Origin of the sequence: Roseateles sp. DAIF2 (genome assembly GCF_015624425.1) — a bacterium.
Classification (GTDB): domain Bacteria; phylum Pseudomonadota; class Gammaproteobacteria; order Burkholderiales; family Burkholderiaceae_C; genus Kinneretia.
The window spans coordinates 260873-277331 of record NZ_CP049919.1 but is presented as its reverse complement, the minus strand read 5'-3'; the positions used below and the strand labels follow the sequence as shown (position 1 = coordinate 277331).

Annotated in this window: 21 protein-coding genes; 14 read left to right on the top strand and 7 right to left on the bottom strand. The window is 70.2% G+C overall.

All coding sequences use genetic code 11. From position 1 onward, the window contains the following. Window position 1 precedes the first annotated feature (1 nt). The 10 genes from G8A07_RS01275 to G8A07_RS01230 all read left to right on the top strand — a co-directional run bounded on the left by G8A07_RS01275 (window position 2) and on the right by G8A07_RS01230 (window position 6007). A complete protein-coding gene (locus G8A07_RS01275; protein ID WP_195795336.1) occupies window positions 2-262 on the top strand; it encodes a hypothetical protein in 261 nt (86 codons plus the stop codon). Window positions 263-277: 15 nt separating this feature from the next. Next, complete coding sequence (locus tag G8A07_RS01270; protein WP_195792716.1) at window positions 278-1531, top strand: IS256 family transposase; 1254 nt, start codon at window positions 278-280, stop codon at window positions 1529-1531. Between the two features lie 284 nt (window positions 1532-1815). Then, window positions 1816-2358: a hypothetical protein gene (locus G8A07_RS01265; protein ID WP_195795335.1), complete on the top strand. Its 543-nt coding sequence runs from the start codon at window positions 1816-1818 to the stop codon at window positions 2356-2358. 177 nt (window positions 2359-2535) lie between these two features. Further along, window positions 2536-2772, top strand: coding sequence for a hypothetical protein (locus G8A07_RS01260; protein ID WP_195795334.1), 237 nt, complete (start codon window positions 2536-2538; stop codon window positions 2770-2772). 6 nt (window positions 2773-2778) lie between these two features. After that, complete coding sequence (locus G8A07_RS01255) at window positions 2779-3315, top strand: GNAT family N-acetyltransferase (protein WP_195795333.1); 537 nt, start codon at window positions 2779-2781, stop codon at window positions 3313-3315. A gap of 71 nt (window positions 3316-3386) precedes the next feature. Then, window positions 3387-3782, top strand: a complete 396-nt coding sequence (locus tag G8A07_RS01250) for an SH3 domain-containing protein (RefSeq protein ID WP_195795332.1) — start codon at window positions 3387-3389, stop codon at window positions 3780-3782. A 71-nt stretch (window positions 3783-3853) separates the two neighbouring features. Continuing rightward, on the top strand, window positions 3854-4159 hold the full coding sequence (locus G8A07_RS01245; RefSeq protein WP_195797534.1) for an NIPSNAP family protein: 306 nt from the start codon (window positions 3854-3856) through the stop codon (window positions 4157-4159). Window positions 4160-4254: 95 nt separating this feature from the next. Then, window positions 4255-4653, top strand: a complete 399-nt coding sequence (locus G8A07_RS01240) for a cupin domain-containing protein (RefSeq protein ID WP_195795331.1) — start codon at window positions 4255-4257, stop codon at window positions 4651-4653. Window positions 4654-4811: 158 nt separating this feature from the next. Continuing rightward, window positions 4812-5384, top strand: coding sequence for an isochorismatase family protein (locus G8A07_RS01235; RefSeq protein ID WP_195795330.1), 573 nt, complete (start codon window positions 4812-4814; stop codon window positions 5382-5384). Next, window positions 5381-6007 carry a YdeI family protein gene (locus tag G8A07_RS01230; protein WP_195795329.1) on the top strand — a complete coding sequence of 209 codons (627 nt, stop codon included), beginning with the start codon at window positions 5381-5383 and terminating at the stop codon, window positions 6005-6007. The genes G8A07_RS01235 and G8A07_RS01230 overlap by 4 nt, the downstream gene beginning before the upstream one ends. 21 nt (window positions 6008-6028) lie before the next feature. Here the strand turns inward: G8A07_RS01230 and G8A07_RS01225 are convergent, their stop codons facing one another. From G8A07_RS01225 to G8A07_RS01215, 3 genes are all read right to left on the bottom strand, one after another. Further along, window positions 6029-6514, bottom strand: coding sequence for a hypothetical protein (locus tag G8A07_RS01225; RefSeq protein ID WP_195795328.1), 486 nt, complete (start codon window positions 6512-6514; stop codon window positions 6029-6031). A 128-nt stretch (window positions 6515-6642) separates the two neighbouring features. After that, on the bottom strand, window positions 6643-7521 hold the full coding sequence (locus G8A07_RS01220; protein WP_195795327.1) for a hypothetical protein: 879 nt from the start codon (window positions 7519-7521) through the stop codon (window positions 6643-6645). Between the two features lie 18 nt (window positions 7522-7539). Beyond that, window positions 7540-8064 carry an RNA polymerase sigma factor gene (locus G8A07_RS01215; RefSeq protein ID WP_195795326.1) on the bottom strand — a complete coding sequence of 175 codons (525 nt, stop codon included), beginning with the start codon at window positions 8062-8064 and terminating at the stop codon, window positions 7540-7542. A 176-nt stretch (window positions 8065-8240) separates the two neighbouring features. Between G8A07_RS01215 and G8A07_RS01210 the strand changes: the two genes are divergently transcribed. The 3 genes from G8A07_RS01210 to G8A07_RS01200 all read left to right on the top strand — a co-directional run bounded on the left by G8A07_RS01210 (window position 8241) and on the right by G8A07_RS01200 (window position 12400). Continuing rightward, window positions 8241-9581 (top strand): S8 family serine peptidase, encoded by a 1341-nt coding sequence (locus G8A07_RS01210; protein ID WP_195795325.1) that lies wholly within the window; start codon window positions 8241-8243, stop codon window positions 9579-9581. A gap of 60 nt (window positions 9582-9641) precedes the next feature. Beyond that, window positions 9642-11078, top strand: coding sequence for an SLC13 family permease (locus tag G8A07_RS01205; RefSeq protein WP_195795324.1), 1437 nt, complete (start codon window positions 9642-9644; stop codon window positions 11076-11078). 122 nt (window positions 11079-11200) lie between these two features. Then, a complete protein-coding gene (locus G8A07_RS01200) occupies window positions 11201-12400 on the top strand; it encodes a glycerate kinase (protein ID WP_195795323.1) in 1200 nt (399 codons plus the stop codon). A gap of 5 nt (window positions 12401-12405) precedes the next feature. Here the strand turns inward: G8A07_RS01200 and G8A07_RS01195 are convergent, their stop codons facing one another. The 4 genes from G8A07_RS01195 to sigJ (G8A07_RS01180) all read right to left on the bottom strand — a co-directional run bounded on the left by G8A07_RS01195 (window position 12406) and on the right by sigJ (G8A07_RS01180) (window position 15654). Then, the gene (locus G8A07_RS01195) at window positions 12406-12912 is read right to left on the bottom strand and encodes a carboxymuconolactone decarboxylase family protein (protein ID WP_195795322.1); all 507 of its coding nucleotides are present in this window, start codon (window positions 12910-12912) and stop codon (window positions 12406-12408) included. Window positions 12913-12969: 57 nt separating this feature from the next. After that, window positions 12970-13995 carry an RNA polymerase sigma factor SigJ gene (sigJ, locus tag G8A07_RS01190; RefSeq protein WP_249937187.1) on the bottom strand — a complete coding sequence of 342 codons (1026 nt, stop codon included), beginning with the start codon at window positions 13993-13995 and terminating at the stop codon, window positions 12970-12972. Beyond that, window positions 13992-14627 carry a hypothetical protein gene (locus G8A07_RS01185; RefSeq protein ID WP_195795321.1) on the bottom strand — a complete coding sequence of 212 codons (636 nt, stop codon included), beginning with the start codon at window positions 14625-14627 and terminating at the stop codon, window positions 13992-13994. The genes sigJ (G8A07_RS01190) and G8A07_RS01185 overlap by 4 nt, the downstream gene beginning before the upstream one ends. An 85-nt stretch (window positions 14628-14712) precedes the next feature. Continuing rightward, window positions 14713-15654, bottom strand: a complete 942-nt coding sequence (sigJ, locus tag G8A07_RS01180; RefSeq protein ID WP_195795320.1) for an RNA polymerase sigma factor SigJ — start codon at window positions 15652-15654, stop codon at window positions 14713-14715. A gap of 426 nt (window positions 15655-16080) precedes the next feature. Here sigJ (G8A07_RS01180) and G8A07_RS01175 point away from each other — a divergent pair, with 426 nt between their 5' ends. Next, window positions 16081-16440: a YciI family protein gene (locus G8A07_RS01175; RefSeq protein WP_195795319.1), complete on the top strand. Its 360-nt coding sequence runs from the start codon at window positions 16081-16083 to the stop codon at window positions 16438-16440. The last annotated feature ends 19 nt before the right edge of the window (window positions 16441-16459 follow it).

The following is a 16459-nucleotide window of genomic DNA, read 5'->3' as shown; positions in this document are numbered from 1 at the left end:
CATGAACAACTTTGCATGGATCTTCGTCACCATCACGATCACTGGCCTTGTCATTGCTTTGATCGTGCTCAGTTCGAAGTCCGTGCAGAAAGAACGTGAGATCCTGATGGAGACTGGCCTTCTTGCCGAGGCCGAGATCCTGGGATATGAGCGCGATGAAGTCCACGTTGTTCACTACCGGTTTGTTCCGATGGGGAAAACAAAGCCGGTGGAGTGCAAAAAGAGAGCCTGTCAGGATTTTTGTGTGCGAGGCATAGCATGACGACCAGGAGCATCTATGCCAACCAAGAAGAAGCCGGCGGGAGCCGGCATGACGGCGCTGCCGTCGATCCCCAAGGAACTCATTGAGCAGCTGACCGGCGGCTCGACGCCGATGACGGCCGAGCAGATCAACGCCACGACCATGGCGCTGAAGAAGGCGCTGATCGAGCGCGCGTTGGGCGCGGAGCTGTCGCACCACTTGGGCTATCCGCCCGGCACGGCCAAGCCGGAGGAGGCCGGCAACCAGCGCAACGGCAAGTCCGCCAAGACGGTCTTGACCGAGGACGGTCCGTTGCGCATCGAGGTGCCGCGCGACCGCGCCGGCTCGTTCGAACCCATCCTTATCCCCAAGCACGAGCGGCGCTTCACCGGCTTCGACGACAAGATCGTGGCCATGTACGCGCGTGGCATGACGGTGCGCGAGATTCAGGGCTTCCTGGCCGAGCAGTACGGCACCGAGGTCAGCCCCGAGTTCATCAGCTCCGTGACGGATGCCGTGATGACCGAGGTCTCGGCCTGGCAGAGCCGGCCGCTGGAGCCGATGTATCCGGTGGTGTTCTTCGACGCTCTGCGCGTGAAGATTCGCGAGGATGCGGTGGTGCGCAACAAGGCTATCTACCTGGCCCTGGGCGTGCTGCCCGATGGCACGCGCGACATCCTGGGCCTGTGGATCGAGAACACCGAGGGCGCGAAGTTCTGGATGAAGGTCTTCAACGATCTGAAGACCCGAGGAGTCGCCGACATCCTGATTGCCGTCACCGATGGGCTCAAGGGCATCCCCGAGGCGCTCGCTGCCGTGTTCCCAGCCACGACGCTGCAGACCTGCATCGTGCACCTGATCCGCAACAGCCTGGACTTCGCGAGCTGGAAGGACCGCAAGGCCCTGGCGGCGGCCTTGAAGCCAATCTACACGGCGTCCAGTGCTGACGCGGCCCAGGCCGAACTCGATGCCTTCGAGGCGAGCGCCTGGGGCCAGAAGTTCCCGACCGTGACGGCCACCTGGCGCCGGGCCTGGGATCGGGTCATCCCGTTCTTCGCCTTCAGCCCAGCCGTGCGGCGCGTGATCTACACGACCAACGCCATCGAGAGCATCCACAGTCGGCTGCGCAAGATCATCAAGACGCGCGGCCACTTCCCCAGTGACGATGCCGCTACCAAGCTCCTGTGGCTGGCGCTGCGCAATATCACGGCCGACTGGGGCCGCGCGGCCAAGGAATGGAAGGAGGCCATGAACCAATTCGCCATCGCCTACGGCGAGCGATTTACCTGACCTGCCGCGTAATATGCGGCGCGGGCTCGTCTGAATCGGCGAGCCCTACACCGAGCCTCGAACACAGAAATTCAGACAGCCCCCGCGGTACCCAGTTGGCAGCAAGATGCCGGTGCGATACAAGCCTCAGCTGCCGTCGATAAGTTTGCTAGTCCCATATGCAAACTCACAGAGTCCATCGTCGTGAATCAAGCCGGCTCGAGATCAATGCGCGCTAACCAGTTGCTCGAGCCTACTCATGGCGGCAAGTCGCCGCCCGCAGTTCAGCCTCAACATTGCCAGCCGTGAGAAGCGTCACCCTCACCCTCCTCAAAGCCCTCCTCAGCATCCCCATCGGGATCGGCCTCGCCTACCCGTTCATCTTCGCGCCCCCGGACGCCCCCGCCGCCGGCATCCTCGGCGAGTTGCAGATGTTCGGCCCGGTCGGGTCTGCGCTGGTCATCGCAGTGTTCCTGCTGCTGATCCTCTTCTACGCGCTGGACCTCATCAAGACGCTCAAGCTGGTGTCGCCCGCGTCGAGAAAGGGCGTCAGGCCCCAGAGCGTCTGGCTGATGTTCCTGCTGCCCTACAACTTCATCGAGGACTTCTTCATCGTCGCCAATGTGGCCCGGTCGTTGAAGGCCGAGGCCGCCACCAACCCGGCAGCGCTCGCCGGCTTCAAGTCCTTCGGCATGGTGTCGGGTCTTGGCTGGTGCTCGGCGCAGATCGTCTCGCTCATCCCGAACCAGCTGGGCTCGGCCGCGGGCTTGCTGGCCATCGGTTTCTGGGTCTGGCACTGGGTGTTCATACGCCGCGCCAACGGCGCGCTGGCGCGAGCCCGGTCGTGACAAGGGCGCGACGATCTCACCGAAGGGGGCTGCATGCACGCGTCGATGCGGCCAGCACCCCTCCCACCGCATCGCCCTCCACACCCAACTTCTTTACCCTCCACGAACGCTTGTGGTGCGCCGCGCTGGGCCTTGGCTTGCTCGTCTACCGGAATCCTCGGCCTGCTGACGAATCGCTTGAGCCTGACCGGTCGTAGCTTGCGCATCGGCATCCTTCAAGGCGGCCCGGCCTGGCTGATGAGTGCAGCCCTGTTGGTCGGGGCAGTTGTACTGCTGTCCGAGGTCATCGACCACTACGACAAGAGGAACACCGAGCGGCACTACCAGCTCTTCCGCTGGATCGCACTGCACCTGGGCTGCTGCCTGGCAGGCGCGGCCCTGCTGGCGCATCTCTACCTCGGCTTCACAAGGTGACGACGCATGACCTGGCCGCTGCCCGCCTCCATCCGCCCCGCCACTCCCGACGACCTCCCCGCGATCTGCGCCCTCGGCCACGAGGTGAACGCCATCCACCATGAGGCCCATCCCCATGTGTTCGCGGGCCGCGGGGAACCCGAGCGCGACCGGGCGCATTGGGCGGCGTCGCTGGCCTGCGGCAACGACGATGATGATGGCGAGACCTGTGGCGACCGGCAGCTCTTCGTCGCCGAGCTGGACGGCCAGGTGGTCGGCTTCGTGACGGTGGCGGTGGCCACGGAGTCGCACAGCCTGCTGCAGCCGCTGCGCTTCGGCCGCGTCGGGTCCGTCTCGGTCGCCCCGCAGCATCGCGGCCGGGGCATCGGCAGCGGGCTGATGCAGCGGGCCCATGACTGGGTCCGGGCCCGGGGCGGGCACGAGATACGCCTGAACGTCTGGGCCTTCAACGAGGCGGCGCAACGGCTCTATGTGGACGAGCTGGGCTACGAGGTCCGCTCGCTGAGCCTGGCTTGCGTGCTGGCGTCGAGCAAGACTCGATAGCTGGGAAAGTTCATTTTTCTAGAATTCCCGGCAACGGTTTTTTCCCACCACCTCTTCAACCCGGCCCCCTCATGGCACTTGTGCAGCAGTACCTCGTCCTCCAGGATCACAGCAGTGAGTACCCCGAGCCCATCACCTTCCGCAAGGGTGCGCCGCTTTCGGTCGGGGAGCGCTACGAGGGCCCCGAAGGCTGGGACGACTGGTTCTTCTGCGAAACGCCGGGACAGCAGGGCGGCTGGGTGCCGGCGCAGATCATCGAGTACATCGGCGAAGAAGAAGAAAAAAGCACGACGACCAGGACCGCCCGGGCACGCGAGGATTACACGGCGAGAGAGCTCGATGTGCGGGCAGGCGACCTGCTGCTGGGCAGCCGGACCTTGAATGGATGGTCCTGGTGCGAGACCCCGAACGGCGCGGCCTCCGGCTGGGTGCCGCTGGCCAAGCTCGGCGCGAGTACCGCAGTCTGACGGAGCCCCTGGGCTTGCGACATAGACTCACCTTCTACGGCATCCTGTACCACCTGAGGAACGTCCACCCGATGATTACCTGCCACCTTCGCTATGTGATCGATCCCGGCAAGCTCCGGGAGTTCGAGCATTACGGCAAGACCTGGATCCCGCTCGTCCGGAAGTTCGGCGGCATCCACCATGGCTATCTGCTGCCCTCGGAGGGCGCCAACAATATCGCGCTGGCCTCCTTCTCCTTCCCCTCGCTGGCGGCCTACGAGGACTACCGGCGCAAGTCCTTCGCGGATCCGGAATGCCAGGCGGCCTTCAAGTACGCGGAGGAGGCCCGCTGCATCCTCAGCTACGAGCGCAGCTTCTTTCGCCCGGTGTTCGAGTAGGAAGCGCGGCCCGCGCCGTCGGGGCCATGGCTTTCGGCCCGGGCCGATCCGCCTTCAGCGACACTGCGCGGCCAGCACCGCCGGGAGAAGACGCCATGCCAGATCCGGAAGCCGAAGACATTCTTCACGCCTATGTGCATCTGCAGGACGGTGGCCGGGCCACCCTGCGGCCGCTGACGGCCGACTTCTGGCCGGCGCTGGCCCAGGGCGCCTATCCCGAGCTGGAGCAGGGCCGGCTGATGACGGCCTTCAGCTTCTCCGAGCCCTGGTCCAGCTGGGAGCGCCATCCCGCGGGCGAGGAACTGGTCATGCTGCTCAGCGGCGCGGCCACCCTGGTGCTGGACGAGCCGGGCGGCGAACGCGCCATCCCGCTGGACAGCGTGGGCGCCTATGTGCTGGTGCCGCGCGGCGTCTGGCATACGGCCAAGACTGAGCAGCCCACCACCCTGCTCTTCATCACGCCGGGTGCCGGCACCGAGCATCGGCCGGTGTAGTCAGAAAAAAAAAGCAGGCCGGGCCGGCGATCTTTCGCTGCGTCGCCTACTGCCACCACGCTGTCGGTAGCCCCACGCACACTGCGAAGCCTTGATCGCTTGATCGAACAGACGAACGATCACCACGCCAGCCACCAACCTCGGAGCCCCCACCCATCATGAGCAGCACAGCCCTTCTCGTCATCGACATCCAGCGCGGCGCTTTCGACGGGGTCCGCTGCCCGCCGATCGATGCGGCCGAACGCTTCGTCGGCAACGCGCAGTTGCTGGTCGAGGCGGCCCGCGCCGGCGGGCATCCCATCGTCTTCGTCCAGCATTGCGAGAGCGATCCGCGCGCGCCCTTCGAGGAGGGCTCGGTCCACTGGCAGCTGCATGAATCGCTGCAACCTCAGGGCGAGCGCGAGAGCACGCTGCGCAAGTACGCGTTCAGCGCCTTCGAGAACACCGATCTCGACGCGCGGCTGAAGGCCCAGGGCCTCACCGATCTGGTGATCTGCGGCCTGCAGAGCGAGTACTGCGTCAGCCATGCCACGCAATCAGCACTGCAGCTGGGCTACCGGGTACAGCTGGCGCAGGACGGGCACAGCACCTGGCCGACCGAGGAGCAGGGCCCGGCCGAGATCCGCGACCAGGTCAACGCCACGCTGGCCGCGGCCGGTGCCAGCCTGGCCTCCTCGGCCGAACTGGCCGCGCGGCTGGCGAAGGCCAAGCAGGACGCGGTGACGTCTTGACCGACCCCAGCGGCTCGTCGCCACGCTACTTCGCCGATGCCCGCGCCTGGCGCGATTGGCTGCAGGCGCATGCCGCGACGGCCGCCGAGGTGATCGTCGGCTTTCGCAAGGTGACCACAACAAGAAGAAGCGGCGGCGACGATGTGGGCCTGCGCTGGCCCGAATCGGTCGACGAGGCGCTGTGCTTCGGCTGGATCGACGGGGTGCGCAAGCGCATCGACGACGCGCATTACCAGATCCGCTTCACGCCGCGCCGGCCCGGCTCGATCTGGAGCCGGGTCAATATCGACAAGGTCGAGCGCCTGCAGGCCGAGGGCCGCATGACGCCGGCCGGGCTGGCGGCCTTTGCGCTGCGCAGGGCCGAACGCTCGGCCGTGTATTCCTACGAGCAGGACCCGCAGCTGCGACAGCAGCAACAGCAGGCGGCCGCGGCGCTGAGCCCGGCCGAGGAGCGCGCTTTCCGGCGCGACCAGGCGGCCTGGACCTTCTTCAACGAGGGCACACCGCCCAGCTACCGCAAGACCCTGCTGCACTGGATCTGCAGCGCCAAGAAGGCCGAGACCCGCGCGGCGCGGCTGGCCAAGCTGGTCGAGGCCTGCGCGCGAGGCGAGCGCCTGGAATGAAGTGCAGCCTGCGCCCGCGGCTCAGCGCCACCCCAGCACCACATGCCCGCGCTCCTTCATGCAGTGCTCGACATATTTCTCGTAGACCCGGTCGGCCTGGTTCCAGTCGGCGCCGACCTTGACCGCGGCGCCGACCAGGCCGCCGACGCCGCCGGCGATGGTGCCGCGCAGCAGATTGCCGGAGTTCTTGATCAGGCCCGCGGTGGCGGTCTCGGCCGCCTCGGACAGGCCCTCGGTCAGCATGGCGCGGCCTTCCTTGCGGCTCAGGCTGCGCTCGTTGCGGCCGACATCGGCCTGCGCCCGCTGCTCGCAGCCCTGCAGGGCGCTGGCCGCGCGCTCCTTGGCCGCCGCGGCATGGCTGGAGCCATCCGCGGCGCGCGGGTAGAGCACGGCCTGCTGCGGCGCGGTGGCACAGCCGCCAAGCGCAAGCGCGGCCAGGAGCAGGCCCGCCGCGCGAGCGCCGCGGAAGATGAGGAAAGAGAAGAAGGCTGAAGAGGGTCTGAGCATGGATCGTCACTCATGGCTGATGCGGTTGCAAAACACCCGCGGCGCCGACAAGGAGGCGCCCGGTCCAGCCCTGGTGACGTGCAGGCGCGCGATTTATTCCATCGCCGGCCCGCCCTTCCCCTTCATCATCATTTCCCCGCCAGCGCCGCCCGTTCCGCCGCCGCGTCCAGCGGCTTGCCCGCGCCGATGCTGGCCAGATAGCTGTCCAGCGCGGAATGCGGCGAGGCCGGCGTGAAGCCGCCGCCCTGTGCATCGGTCTCCGCCAGCGCGGCGAAGCGGACCTGCCAGGGGCCGGCTTCACCCGCACGGCAGGCCACCGCTTCCACCCGGGGCGCCTGGCCGGGCTCGACCGAGAAGTCGCGGCACAGCGCCCCGCCCGCATCGCGGTAGCTCGCCACCATCGCGACGACCACGGCCTGCTGCGCCGGACCGTTGGCCTGCTGCTGCCCGCTCGGCAGCCGGTCCAGCAGCGCAGCCAGCGCCGGTGCCGCGGGCTTGCCGACCACCGCCAGCGCGGCCGGCTCGTCACCGCCGCCGCCATCACGCCCACCGAGCCCGCCGCCGCTGCCCAGCAGATAGCCCAGCGTGCCGAACAGCACCGAGGCCAGCGCCCCGGCCGGCAGCGCATAGGCACCACCACCGCCCAGCTGCTGCAGCAGCCCGCGCCACCAGGACTGGCGGGGCGCGGCGGCAGCGGGCCGGCGCGCCGGCGTGGCGGGCGCCTGCTGCGACTCGGCGCGCGCACGCGCCGCCCGGTCCTGCGCCACCATCGCCTCGACCGAGGCGCGCAGCGCCGCCGGCACCGGCGTCTCGTCCAGCTGGGCGTCGAAGGCCTGCCGACCCAGCTCGCGGGTCTCGAACATCAGGGCCACGCGCTCGGCCAGCGCCGCATCGGCCTCCAGCGCGGCCTCCAGCGCGCTCGCTTGCGCGGCGTCCAGCGCACCGTCCGCATAGGCGGCAAGCTGCTCGTCGCTCCAGGTCTTGCTGTTGTCCATAGTTGTGTCCATTGCCTCTTCTTCTTGCCCTCAGGCCGCACTCGCCGCCGCCGCGGCTCCCGACAGGCCGGCCAGCTCGGCCAGCCGCACCCGCGCCCGCGCCAGCCGGCTCATCACGGTGCCGATCGGCACGCCGGTGACGGCCGCCGCCTCCTTGTAGGACAGCTCCTCGACGCAGATCAGCAGCATCAGCTCGCGCTGCTCGCCGGGCAGGCGCTCCAGCGCCCGCTGCACCTTCTCGAGCCGGCGCCGCGCATCGACTCGCTCGTCCTCGCTGCCGGCGCCGCTCAGCAGCTCGGCCTGCTCGTCGATATCGGTCTGCACGCCCTCGGTCTGCTTGCGGCGCAGCCGGTCCAGCCAGAGGTTGCGGATGATGGTGAACAGCCAGGCCAGCAGCGGCGTCTCGGCATCGGCCGGGCCGCGCGCGGCCAGCGCGCGCTCGCAGGCGCCCTGCACCAGATCGTCGGCGATATCGCCGCTGCGGCTCAGCGCCAGCGCATAGCGCCGCAGCCGGGGCAGGGCCGCCACCAGCGCGGCGCCCAGGTCTTCTTGCATGGTCTTGTTGTCCTTTTTTCCCTTGGGAACGCTCCCGAAGACGCGCAAGCCGCGCTTCTATTCCCACCTCTGCCCGCCTCTAGACTTACGGAATAAACCCGGCGCCCAGACGTCGGGGCAGAAGTCTATCGACTCATGGCTTCCTCCAGCCCCGCATTGCGTAACTCTTCATCTGCATGACTCGACCCGACCGCCCTGCCCTGCTGCCCCGCCAGTGCCGCCGCCTGCTGCTCTGCCTGGGCCTCACGCTGACTCCCTTGCTGCTGCCCTGGGCGCCCGGCAGCGCTCCGCCCGGCTTCGCCGCCCAGGCGGACGATGGCGACGGTGATGGCGGCGCCAGCGGCGATGGCAGTGGCGGCGTCGGCAGCAGCGGCGATGGCGGCGGCGACGCGCCGATGCAGCAGCAACAGGGCGACGCGGCCTTTCGCGAGCTGATCGCGGCCGGCCTCGGCCCGGCGCAGCTGGCGGAACTGCAGCGGCGCGGCTATGTGCTGCTGGACCAGCGCCCGAATGCGCTGCTGGGCGGCTCGGTCGCGCTGCTGCGCATGCCGCTGCGCGCGCTGCTGAGCGATGCCCCGGCCGAGCTGCGCGCGCTCGACGGCCAGGTGCTGGCGGACCGCAACCACCATTACCGCAGCAGCAGCAACAGCAAGACCCGCAGCGCCGCGGCCCTGCATCAGCATCAGCCGCCGCCGCATCGCCTGATCGCCTGGCCCGGCCAATGCGCGGCGGCTGCGCCGACCATCGGCCTGATCGACACCCGCGTCGACACCGGCCATGCCTCGCTGCAAGGCGCCGCGATCCGGCTGCTGGCCCTGCCGCCGCGCCAGGCCGACAACAAGCGCCAGGCCTCCGACCCCGCGCATGGCACGGCGGTGGCCGGCCTGCTGGTAGGCCAGACGCCGGAGCTGCGCGGCCTGCTGCCGCGCGCGCGCCTGCTCGCGGTGGACGCCTTCCATCGCGGCCGGCTGGGCGACGAGCGCATGGACGCCTGGGACCTGGTGGCCGCGCTGGACCTGCTCGCCGCGCAGGGCGCCCGCGTCATCAATATGAGCTTCGCCGGCGCGCCCAACGAGCTGCTGGAACAGGCGCTGGAGCGGGTGCACCGCCGCCAGATCGTGACGGTGGCGGCGGTCGGCAACCGCGGGCCGCGCGCCGTGCCGCAGTACCCCGCCGCCTACGAGGGCGTGATCGGGGTGACGGCCATCAGCGAGGGCCGTGAGGTCTACCACCGCGCCGGCCGTGGCGACCATGTCGACCTGGCGGCGCCCGGCGTCGACCTCCCGACCGCCGATGCCGACGGTGCGATCGACACCCGCAGCGGCACCTCCTTCGCCGCCCCCTTTGTCACCGCCGCTGCGGCCGCCACCCTCATGCATCGCCGCGGCCAGTCGCCGGCCGCCGTGCAGCGCCTGCTGCTGAGCCAGGCCCAGGACCTGGGCGAGCCGGGCCATGATCCGGTCTATGGCCATGGGCTGCTGCAGATGAACCCGCAGCAGCGCCCCTGCGGCGCCTGATCCGGATGGATTGATAAGGGATTGATGGAATAAGGCGCGGCGCGGCGCGTATGCCGGGGCATGAACGACAAAACCTGCCTCGCCCCGCCGTCCGCGCTTTCCTCCCCATCGTCGCCGTGCGCCTGGACCCGCCCCGCGCTGGCGGCGCTGCTGGCCCTGGCCGCCGCCGCCGGCATCTGGCTCGGCCTGCCCGGGCTGGCGCCGACCGCGCGCCTGGCCCTGCTGGTGTTCGCGCTGGCGCTGATCGCCTGGAGCCTGCTGCGCTGGGATGACACGCCGGTGGCCCTGCTGGCCTGCCTGGCCCTGGTCGGCGGCGGCGTCGTGCCGACCCAGACCCTCTATGCCAGCCTGGGCAGCGAGCTGATCTGGCTGCTGCTGGGCGCCTTCGTGCTGTCCGCGGTGCTGCAGGGCAGCGGCCTGGCCGAGCGCGCGGCGCTGCGCGCGGTGACCGGCGCCGGCAGCGCCGCCGGGCTGTGCCGCCGGCTTTGCTGGGTGATCGCGGCCACCGCCTTCATCATCCCCTCCACCTCGGCGCGCGCCGCGCTGCTGCTGCCGCTGTTCCTAGCGCTGACGCGCACGCTCGAGCGGCCGCGCCTGGCGCGCGCCCTGGCCCTGCTGTTCCCCACCGTGATCCTGCTGTCGGCCGGCGCCTCGCTGCTGGGCGCGGGCGCGCATCTGGTGGCGCTGGATTTCATCGAGCGCAGCGGCGGCCCTCGGCTCGACTTCCTGCGCTGGGCGGCGCTGGCCCTGCCCTTTGCGCTGCTGGCCTGCCTGGGCGCCACCGAGCTGATCCTGCGCCTGTTCCTGACGGCCGCCGAACGCGCCGCGCCGCTGAGCCTGCCGGCGCCGCCGCGCGAGCCGCTCAGCGCACCGCAGCGCGGCGTGCTGGCCGTCACCGCGCTGAGCATCGCCGGCTGGATCGCCGGGCCCTGGCTGGGCCTCGACGCCACCCTGGTGGCCCTGCTGGGCGCGCTGGCCGCGACCTGCCGGCCGCTGACCGGCATGGGCATGGCGCAGGCGCTGAAGAAGCTGGAGTGGAACCTGCTGCTGTTCCTGGCGGCGACCACGGTGATGGGCCAGGCACTGCTGGACAGCGGCGCGGCCCAGGCCCTGTCGCGCCTGGCGCTGCAGGCGCTGCCGCTGGCCGGCGCCGCGCCGGCCTGGCTGCTGGGCGCGGCGGCGCTGCTGTCGGTGCTGTCGCATCTCTTGATCACCTCGCGCACCGCGCGCGCGGTGGTGCTGATCCCGACCCTGGCGCTGCCGCTGGCCGCGGCCGGCGGCGGCGAGGCGGCGCTGCTGATCTTCGTCTGCGTGCAGGGCAGCGGCTTCTGCCAGACCCTGGCGGTCAGCGCCAAGCCGGTGGCCCTGTTCGCACGGGCCGAGGGGCCGGGCTGCGCGCCGCGGGACCTGCTCAAGCTCGCGGCCCTGCTGGCGCCCGCCTTCGCCGCGCTGCTGTGGCTGTTCGCGCTGTTCGTCTGGCCGCTGCAGGGTCTCTGAGCTTTTCTTTGCTTCTTTGTATCGATGCGTATCGGCAGGGAATAGCCGGCCGCCCCGCCCGTCCTCTGGACATGCGCGGGCCATTCGGGACCCGCGCGCCACGAACCGGGAGCAGCCGCATCATGCGCAAGAAGAAAAGCATCATCACCCACACCCAGCAACCCTTGACCGTGCTGGTCGCGCCCTCGGGCTTCAAGGAGAGCCTGAGCGCCCAGGAGGTGGCCGACCATATCGCCGCCGGCGTGCGCCGCGTGATGCCCGAGGCGGTGCTGCTGAAGGCGCCGATGGCCGATGGCGGCGAGGGCTTCACCGAGGCCCTGGTCGGCGCCACCGGCGGTCGGTTGCAGCGGCTGACGGTGACCGGGCCGGTCGGCGATCCGGTGCCGGCCTTCTTCGGCTTCCTCGGCGGCAGCGGGCCGCGCACCGCGGTGATCGAGATGGCCGCCGCGGCCGGCCTGCGCCTGGTGCCGCGCGACCGCCGCAACCCGATGCTGACCACCAGCCATGGCGTCGGCGAGCTGATCCGCGCGGCGCTCGACGCCGGCGCGCAGCGCATCCTGCTGGGCTGCGGCGATTCGGGCATCAATGACGGCGGCGCCGGCATGGCCCAGGCCCTGGGCGCCCGGCTGCTCGACGCCGACGGCGCCCAGATCGGCCGCGGCGGCGCCGAGCTGGCGCGCCTGGCGCGCATCGACCTGGCGGCGCTGGACCCCAGGCTGGCCCGCGTGCAGCTGGACGCCGCGGTCAACTGGCACAACCAGCTGCTGGGCGAGCGCGGCGTGGCCCGCGTGTTCGGCCCGCAGAAGGGCGCCACGCCCGAGCAGGTGCTGCAGCTGGAGGCGGCGCTGGAGAACTACGCCGCGCGCATCCAGGCCGACCTCGGCCTCGCGATCGGCGGCGCGCCGGGCTCCGGCGCCTCCGGCGGCCTGGGGTCGGGTGTTGCCGCGCTGCTGGGCGGAACCCTGCACCCGCGCTTCGACATCGTGATGCGCTATCTCGAGCTCGATGCCCTGATGGCGCGCGCCGACCTGGTCATCACCGCCGAGGGCAGCCTGGACGAGCAGACCCCCTTCGGCAAGGTGCCGGCCGAGGTGGCGCGCCGCGCCAAGCTGCTGGGCCTGCCGGTGGTGGCCCTGGCCGGCACCCTGGGGCGCGGCGCCACCGACAACCTGGCCCATGGCATCGACGCCTTCGCCAGCATCGTGCACCGGCCCTGCACCCTGGAGGAGTCGATGGCCCGCTCCCGGCCCTGGCTGGCGCGCGCCGCGGAGGACGTGATGCGCTTGATGTGCGTGGGCTCGCGCCTGCGTCTGCAGGCCTGAGGACCTCAGGCGAGGCCGGCCTTGTCCAGACCAAAGGCCTTGTCCTGCGAACCCGGCACATTGCGGAAGGCCACATTGACGCGGTTCCAGCCGTTGATCGCCATCACGCGGAAGGTCAGGTCGCTCAGCTCCTTCTCGCTGAACTGCTCGCGCACCTCGGTGTAGACGACATCGGACACGCCGCTCGCCTCGAGCCGGGTCAGGGCCTCGGTCCAGGCCAGCGCGGCGCGCTCGCGGGGGCTGAACAGCTGCGATTCATGCCAGATCGCGACATGGTGCAGGCGCAGCTCGCGCTCGCCGTGGATCTTGGCCTGCTTGACATGCATGTCCAGGCAGAAGGCGCAGCCGTTGAGCTGCGAGGCGCGGATGTCCACCAGATGGGACAGGCCCGCCTCGATGCTGCCGCCGGCCGCGATGGCCATGCTGAAGTCCAGGAACTTCTTGAACAGCTCGGGCGACTGCTTCATGTAGTTGATGCGGGGCTCGGTAGACGCGGTGTGTTGCTGGCTCATGGTCGTGATTTCTCGTGAAGTGAAGAAGATGTGGAAGGAAATTTCGTGATCACATCTTCAAGACGACATGGCCCGGCCGCTTGTGACATCGAGCTCGGAAATCGGCACCAGATCCTTTGGCAGCGCCAGGTGGCGCAGCTTGTCGGGGTTGAGCTGCACATAGATCGTCAGCACCCGCCCGTCGCCGGCCCGCGGCGCCAGCGCCACGCTCTGGATCGCGCAGCCGCGGGCATCGAACAGCACATAGCCGGGCAGGCCATTGATAGGTGTCAGCTGCAGGCACAGCTGGCCCAGATCGACCAGCTTGGAGAAGCCGACCAGGGTCTTGGCGATGCGCGCGCCGCCCCGCAGCGGCCGGGGCACGGCGTTGACCTTGCCGCCGCCGTCGGCCAGCAGCACCGCGTCGTCGGCCAGCACCTTGGCCAGGCGGTCCACATCGCCGCTCGCCAGCGCGGACAGAAAGGCCTGCAGCAGGCGCTGGCGCTCCACCTCCTCCAGATTGACCCGCGCATAGCCGGCCTTCACATGGGCCCGCGCGCGCAGCGAGAGCTGGCGGCAGGCCGCGACGCTGCGCGACAGATGGCCGGCCACCGCTTCGAAGTCCAGCCCGAACACGTCGTGCAGCACGAAGGCGGCGCGCTCCAGCGGCGTCAGCCGCTCCAGCGCCAGCATGAAGGCCAGCGACAGCTCCTGCGCATATTCGGCCTGGCTCTGCGGGTCGGGCTGCCAACCCTGCAGATCGTCGACCAGCGGCTCCGGCAGCCAGGTGCCGACATAGAGCTCGCGCTGCTGCGCCGGGCTGCGCAGCCGATCCAGGCAGAGGTTGGTGACCAGGCGCGACAGGAAGGCGCCGGCATGCCGCACCTCGCCCTCGTTCACCTCGGCCCAGCGCAACCAGGCCTCCTGCACGATGTCCTCCGCCTCGGCGCGCGAACCGAGCATGCGGTAGGCCAGCGCGCGCAGGGAGCGCGCATGCTCGCGGTCGAAGCGCCGGGCGCGCGCGGCCGCCGATCGGTCCGGCGCGGCGTCCGGGCCGGCTGCTGAATCCTGTTGTGCTTGTTGATCTTGCTCCCTGCTCATCATCGTGTCTGCGCCTCCCCGCCGCCGGCATTGTCGGCGCCCACGACCAGGCGCTGGCAGCTGCGGCCATGGCCCAGCGCGTACTTCAGGGTCGGGAAGGTGCGCGCCACGCTCAGCGCCAGCGCCACGCCGGCCACCGCCTGCGGCCCCAGGCGCTCGCCCAGCGCCCGCGCATGGGTTTCGGACTCGGGATCGCGCGCCAGCGCGGCCTCGGCATAGCGCCAGGCCAGGCGCATGTCCTCGGGCATCGCCGTGGCGTCACCGGCGACCAGCGCGCGCAGCGCAGCGGCCGGCACGCCGGCCTCCAGCGCCAGGTCCAGCACCAGCTGGGCGCAGGGGCCGCAGTCCTCGCGCCGGGTGGCGGCGAACTTGGCGGCCACCAGCATCGCCGGGCTCAGGCCCGGCACGCCGCCGGCAATGCCGAACAGCTTCGCCAGCTGCCAGAAGGCGGCGGGGCTGGCGTCGTAGAGCTGGCGCGCGTAGTCCATCCGGTAGCGGTAGCGCCGCTCGAAGGCGGCGATGCGCCCCGTCACCGGCGGGCGCAGCAGCGCGGCGATGAGGCGCCCGGCCAGGCCGCCACGCGGCCGCGCGGGCGGGAAGAGGGAGGCGGGGGCGGGGTTCGTCGGGTAGGCCATGCGGGGCTCCTTCGGGTTCATCAACGCCCCTAAGACGTGGCCGCATGGAAAAAAGTGACATCGCCGCCGCCCAAGGCGGCGCTGACTAGGCCCGCGGTGGCGGCGGCAGCCCCAGCGCCGCCATCACGCCGCGCAGCTTGTCCGGGTTGCGCTGGATATAGATCGCGCCGATGCGGCCCGGCTCGGTGGCCGAGGGCGCGAACGCGATGGTCTGCACCAGCCGACCGCTGTCGCCGTCCAGGATCAGGCAGCCCGGCATGCCGTTGATGCGGGCCGGCTGCAGGCGCCAGGCCTGGCTGGTCGGCAGCTGGGCAAAGCCGATGAAGGTTTTGGCGACCAGCGCGCCGCCATGCAGCGGGCGCGGCACCGCGCTGACCTTGCCGCCGCCGTCGGCCAGCATCACCGCGTCCTCGGTCAGCACCCGGGCCAGGGCCTCGACATCGAAGCTGCGCACCGCCTCGGCGAAGGCGCCGAACAGGCGTTCGCGCTCCTCCGCCTCGACCTCGCGGCGCGCATAGTCGGCCTTCACATGCTGGCGCGCGCGGCTGGCCAGCTGGCGGCAGGCGGCCGGGCTGCGCTCCAGGCGCCGCGCCACCTCGTCGAAGTCCAGCTCGAACACCTCGTGCAGCAGGAAGGCCGCGCGCTCCAGCGGCGACAGGCGCTCCAGGGTCAGCAGGAAGGCCAGCGACACATCCTGCGCGAACTCGGTCTGGGCCTCGGGGCTGGGCGACCAGTCGCTCAGGGCCTCTTCGTCCAGCAGCGGCTCGGGCAGCCAGACGCCGACATATTGCTCGCGCCGGGCCGCGGCGGAGCCGAGCTTGTCCAGGCAGAGATTGGTCACCAGGCGCGACAGGAAGGCGCCGGCATGCTGGACGCTGCTTTCGTCCACATCGGCCCAGCGCAGCCAGGCGTCCTGCACGATGTCCTCCGCCTCGGCGCGCGAGCCGAGCATGCGGTAGGCCAGCGCGCGCAGCGGGCGCGCATGTTCACGGTCGTAGCGCAGCGCGCGTTCGGTTGGCGTCATCATCGTCATGACCTTCTCTTTCTATTCCTTACCCGGACTGTTTGCGGGATTCTGCGATCCAGCCGTCAGGATGGCATGGCCGCGGGCCTCTGACGGAAGCCACTCACCGGTTTGCGCCGCCATGCCGGGCCGCGGTACGGGCATCATGCGGCGTCACGCCAGCGGCCGGGACGACGGCGGCCGGCAGGTTGAAGAAAGAAGAAGAAGGTTTCGAGGCCATGTCGAAATCCGGGGATCGACGGCGTCCTTGCAGGTCGGAACACACCCAAGGAGAACACCGATAGATAGGCCATCAACCAGCATGGCACGCCACGCATTACCGCAGACCCCGATCCGGCGGTCCCTCCGGATGGCCGTCACCGCAGCGCGACGGGGGTCAGACCTGAGCGCCCCGCCCGCATCACACCCAACCATGAGAGAGACATCCCCATGAAATACATGCTGCTGATCTACAACGATCCCCGGCTCGAACCCGCCTATGGCACGCCCGAGTTCCAGGCCATGATGGCCGGCTTCTTCGCCCTCAACGAGAAGATGAACGCCGACGGCGTGCTGATCTCCGGCGAGGGCCTGCAGGGGGTGGAGACCGCGACCTCGCTGCGTATCCGCGGCGCCAAGGTGGAGACCATGGACGGCCCCTTCGCCGAGACCAAGGAACATCTGGGCGGCTATTACGTGATCGAGGTGCCCGACCTGGATGCCGCATTGAAATATGCGGCGCTGGTGCCCTCGGCCAGCTTCGGCACGGTCGAGCTGCGCCCGCTGATGGACTACAACCCGGCGGGCTGACGCAAGCACGCGCGCCCGC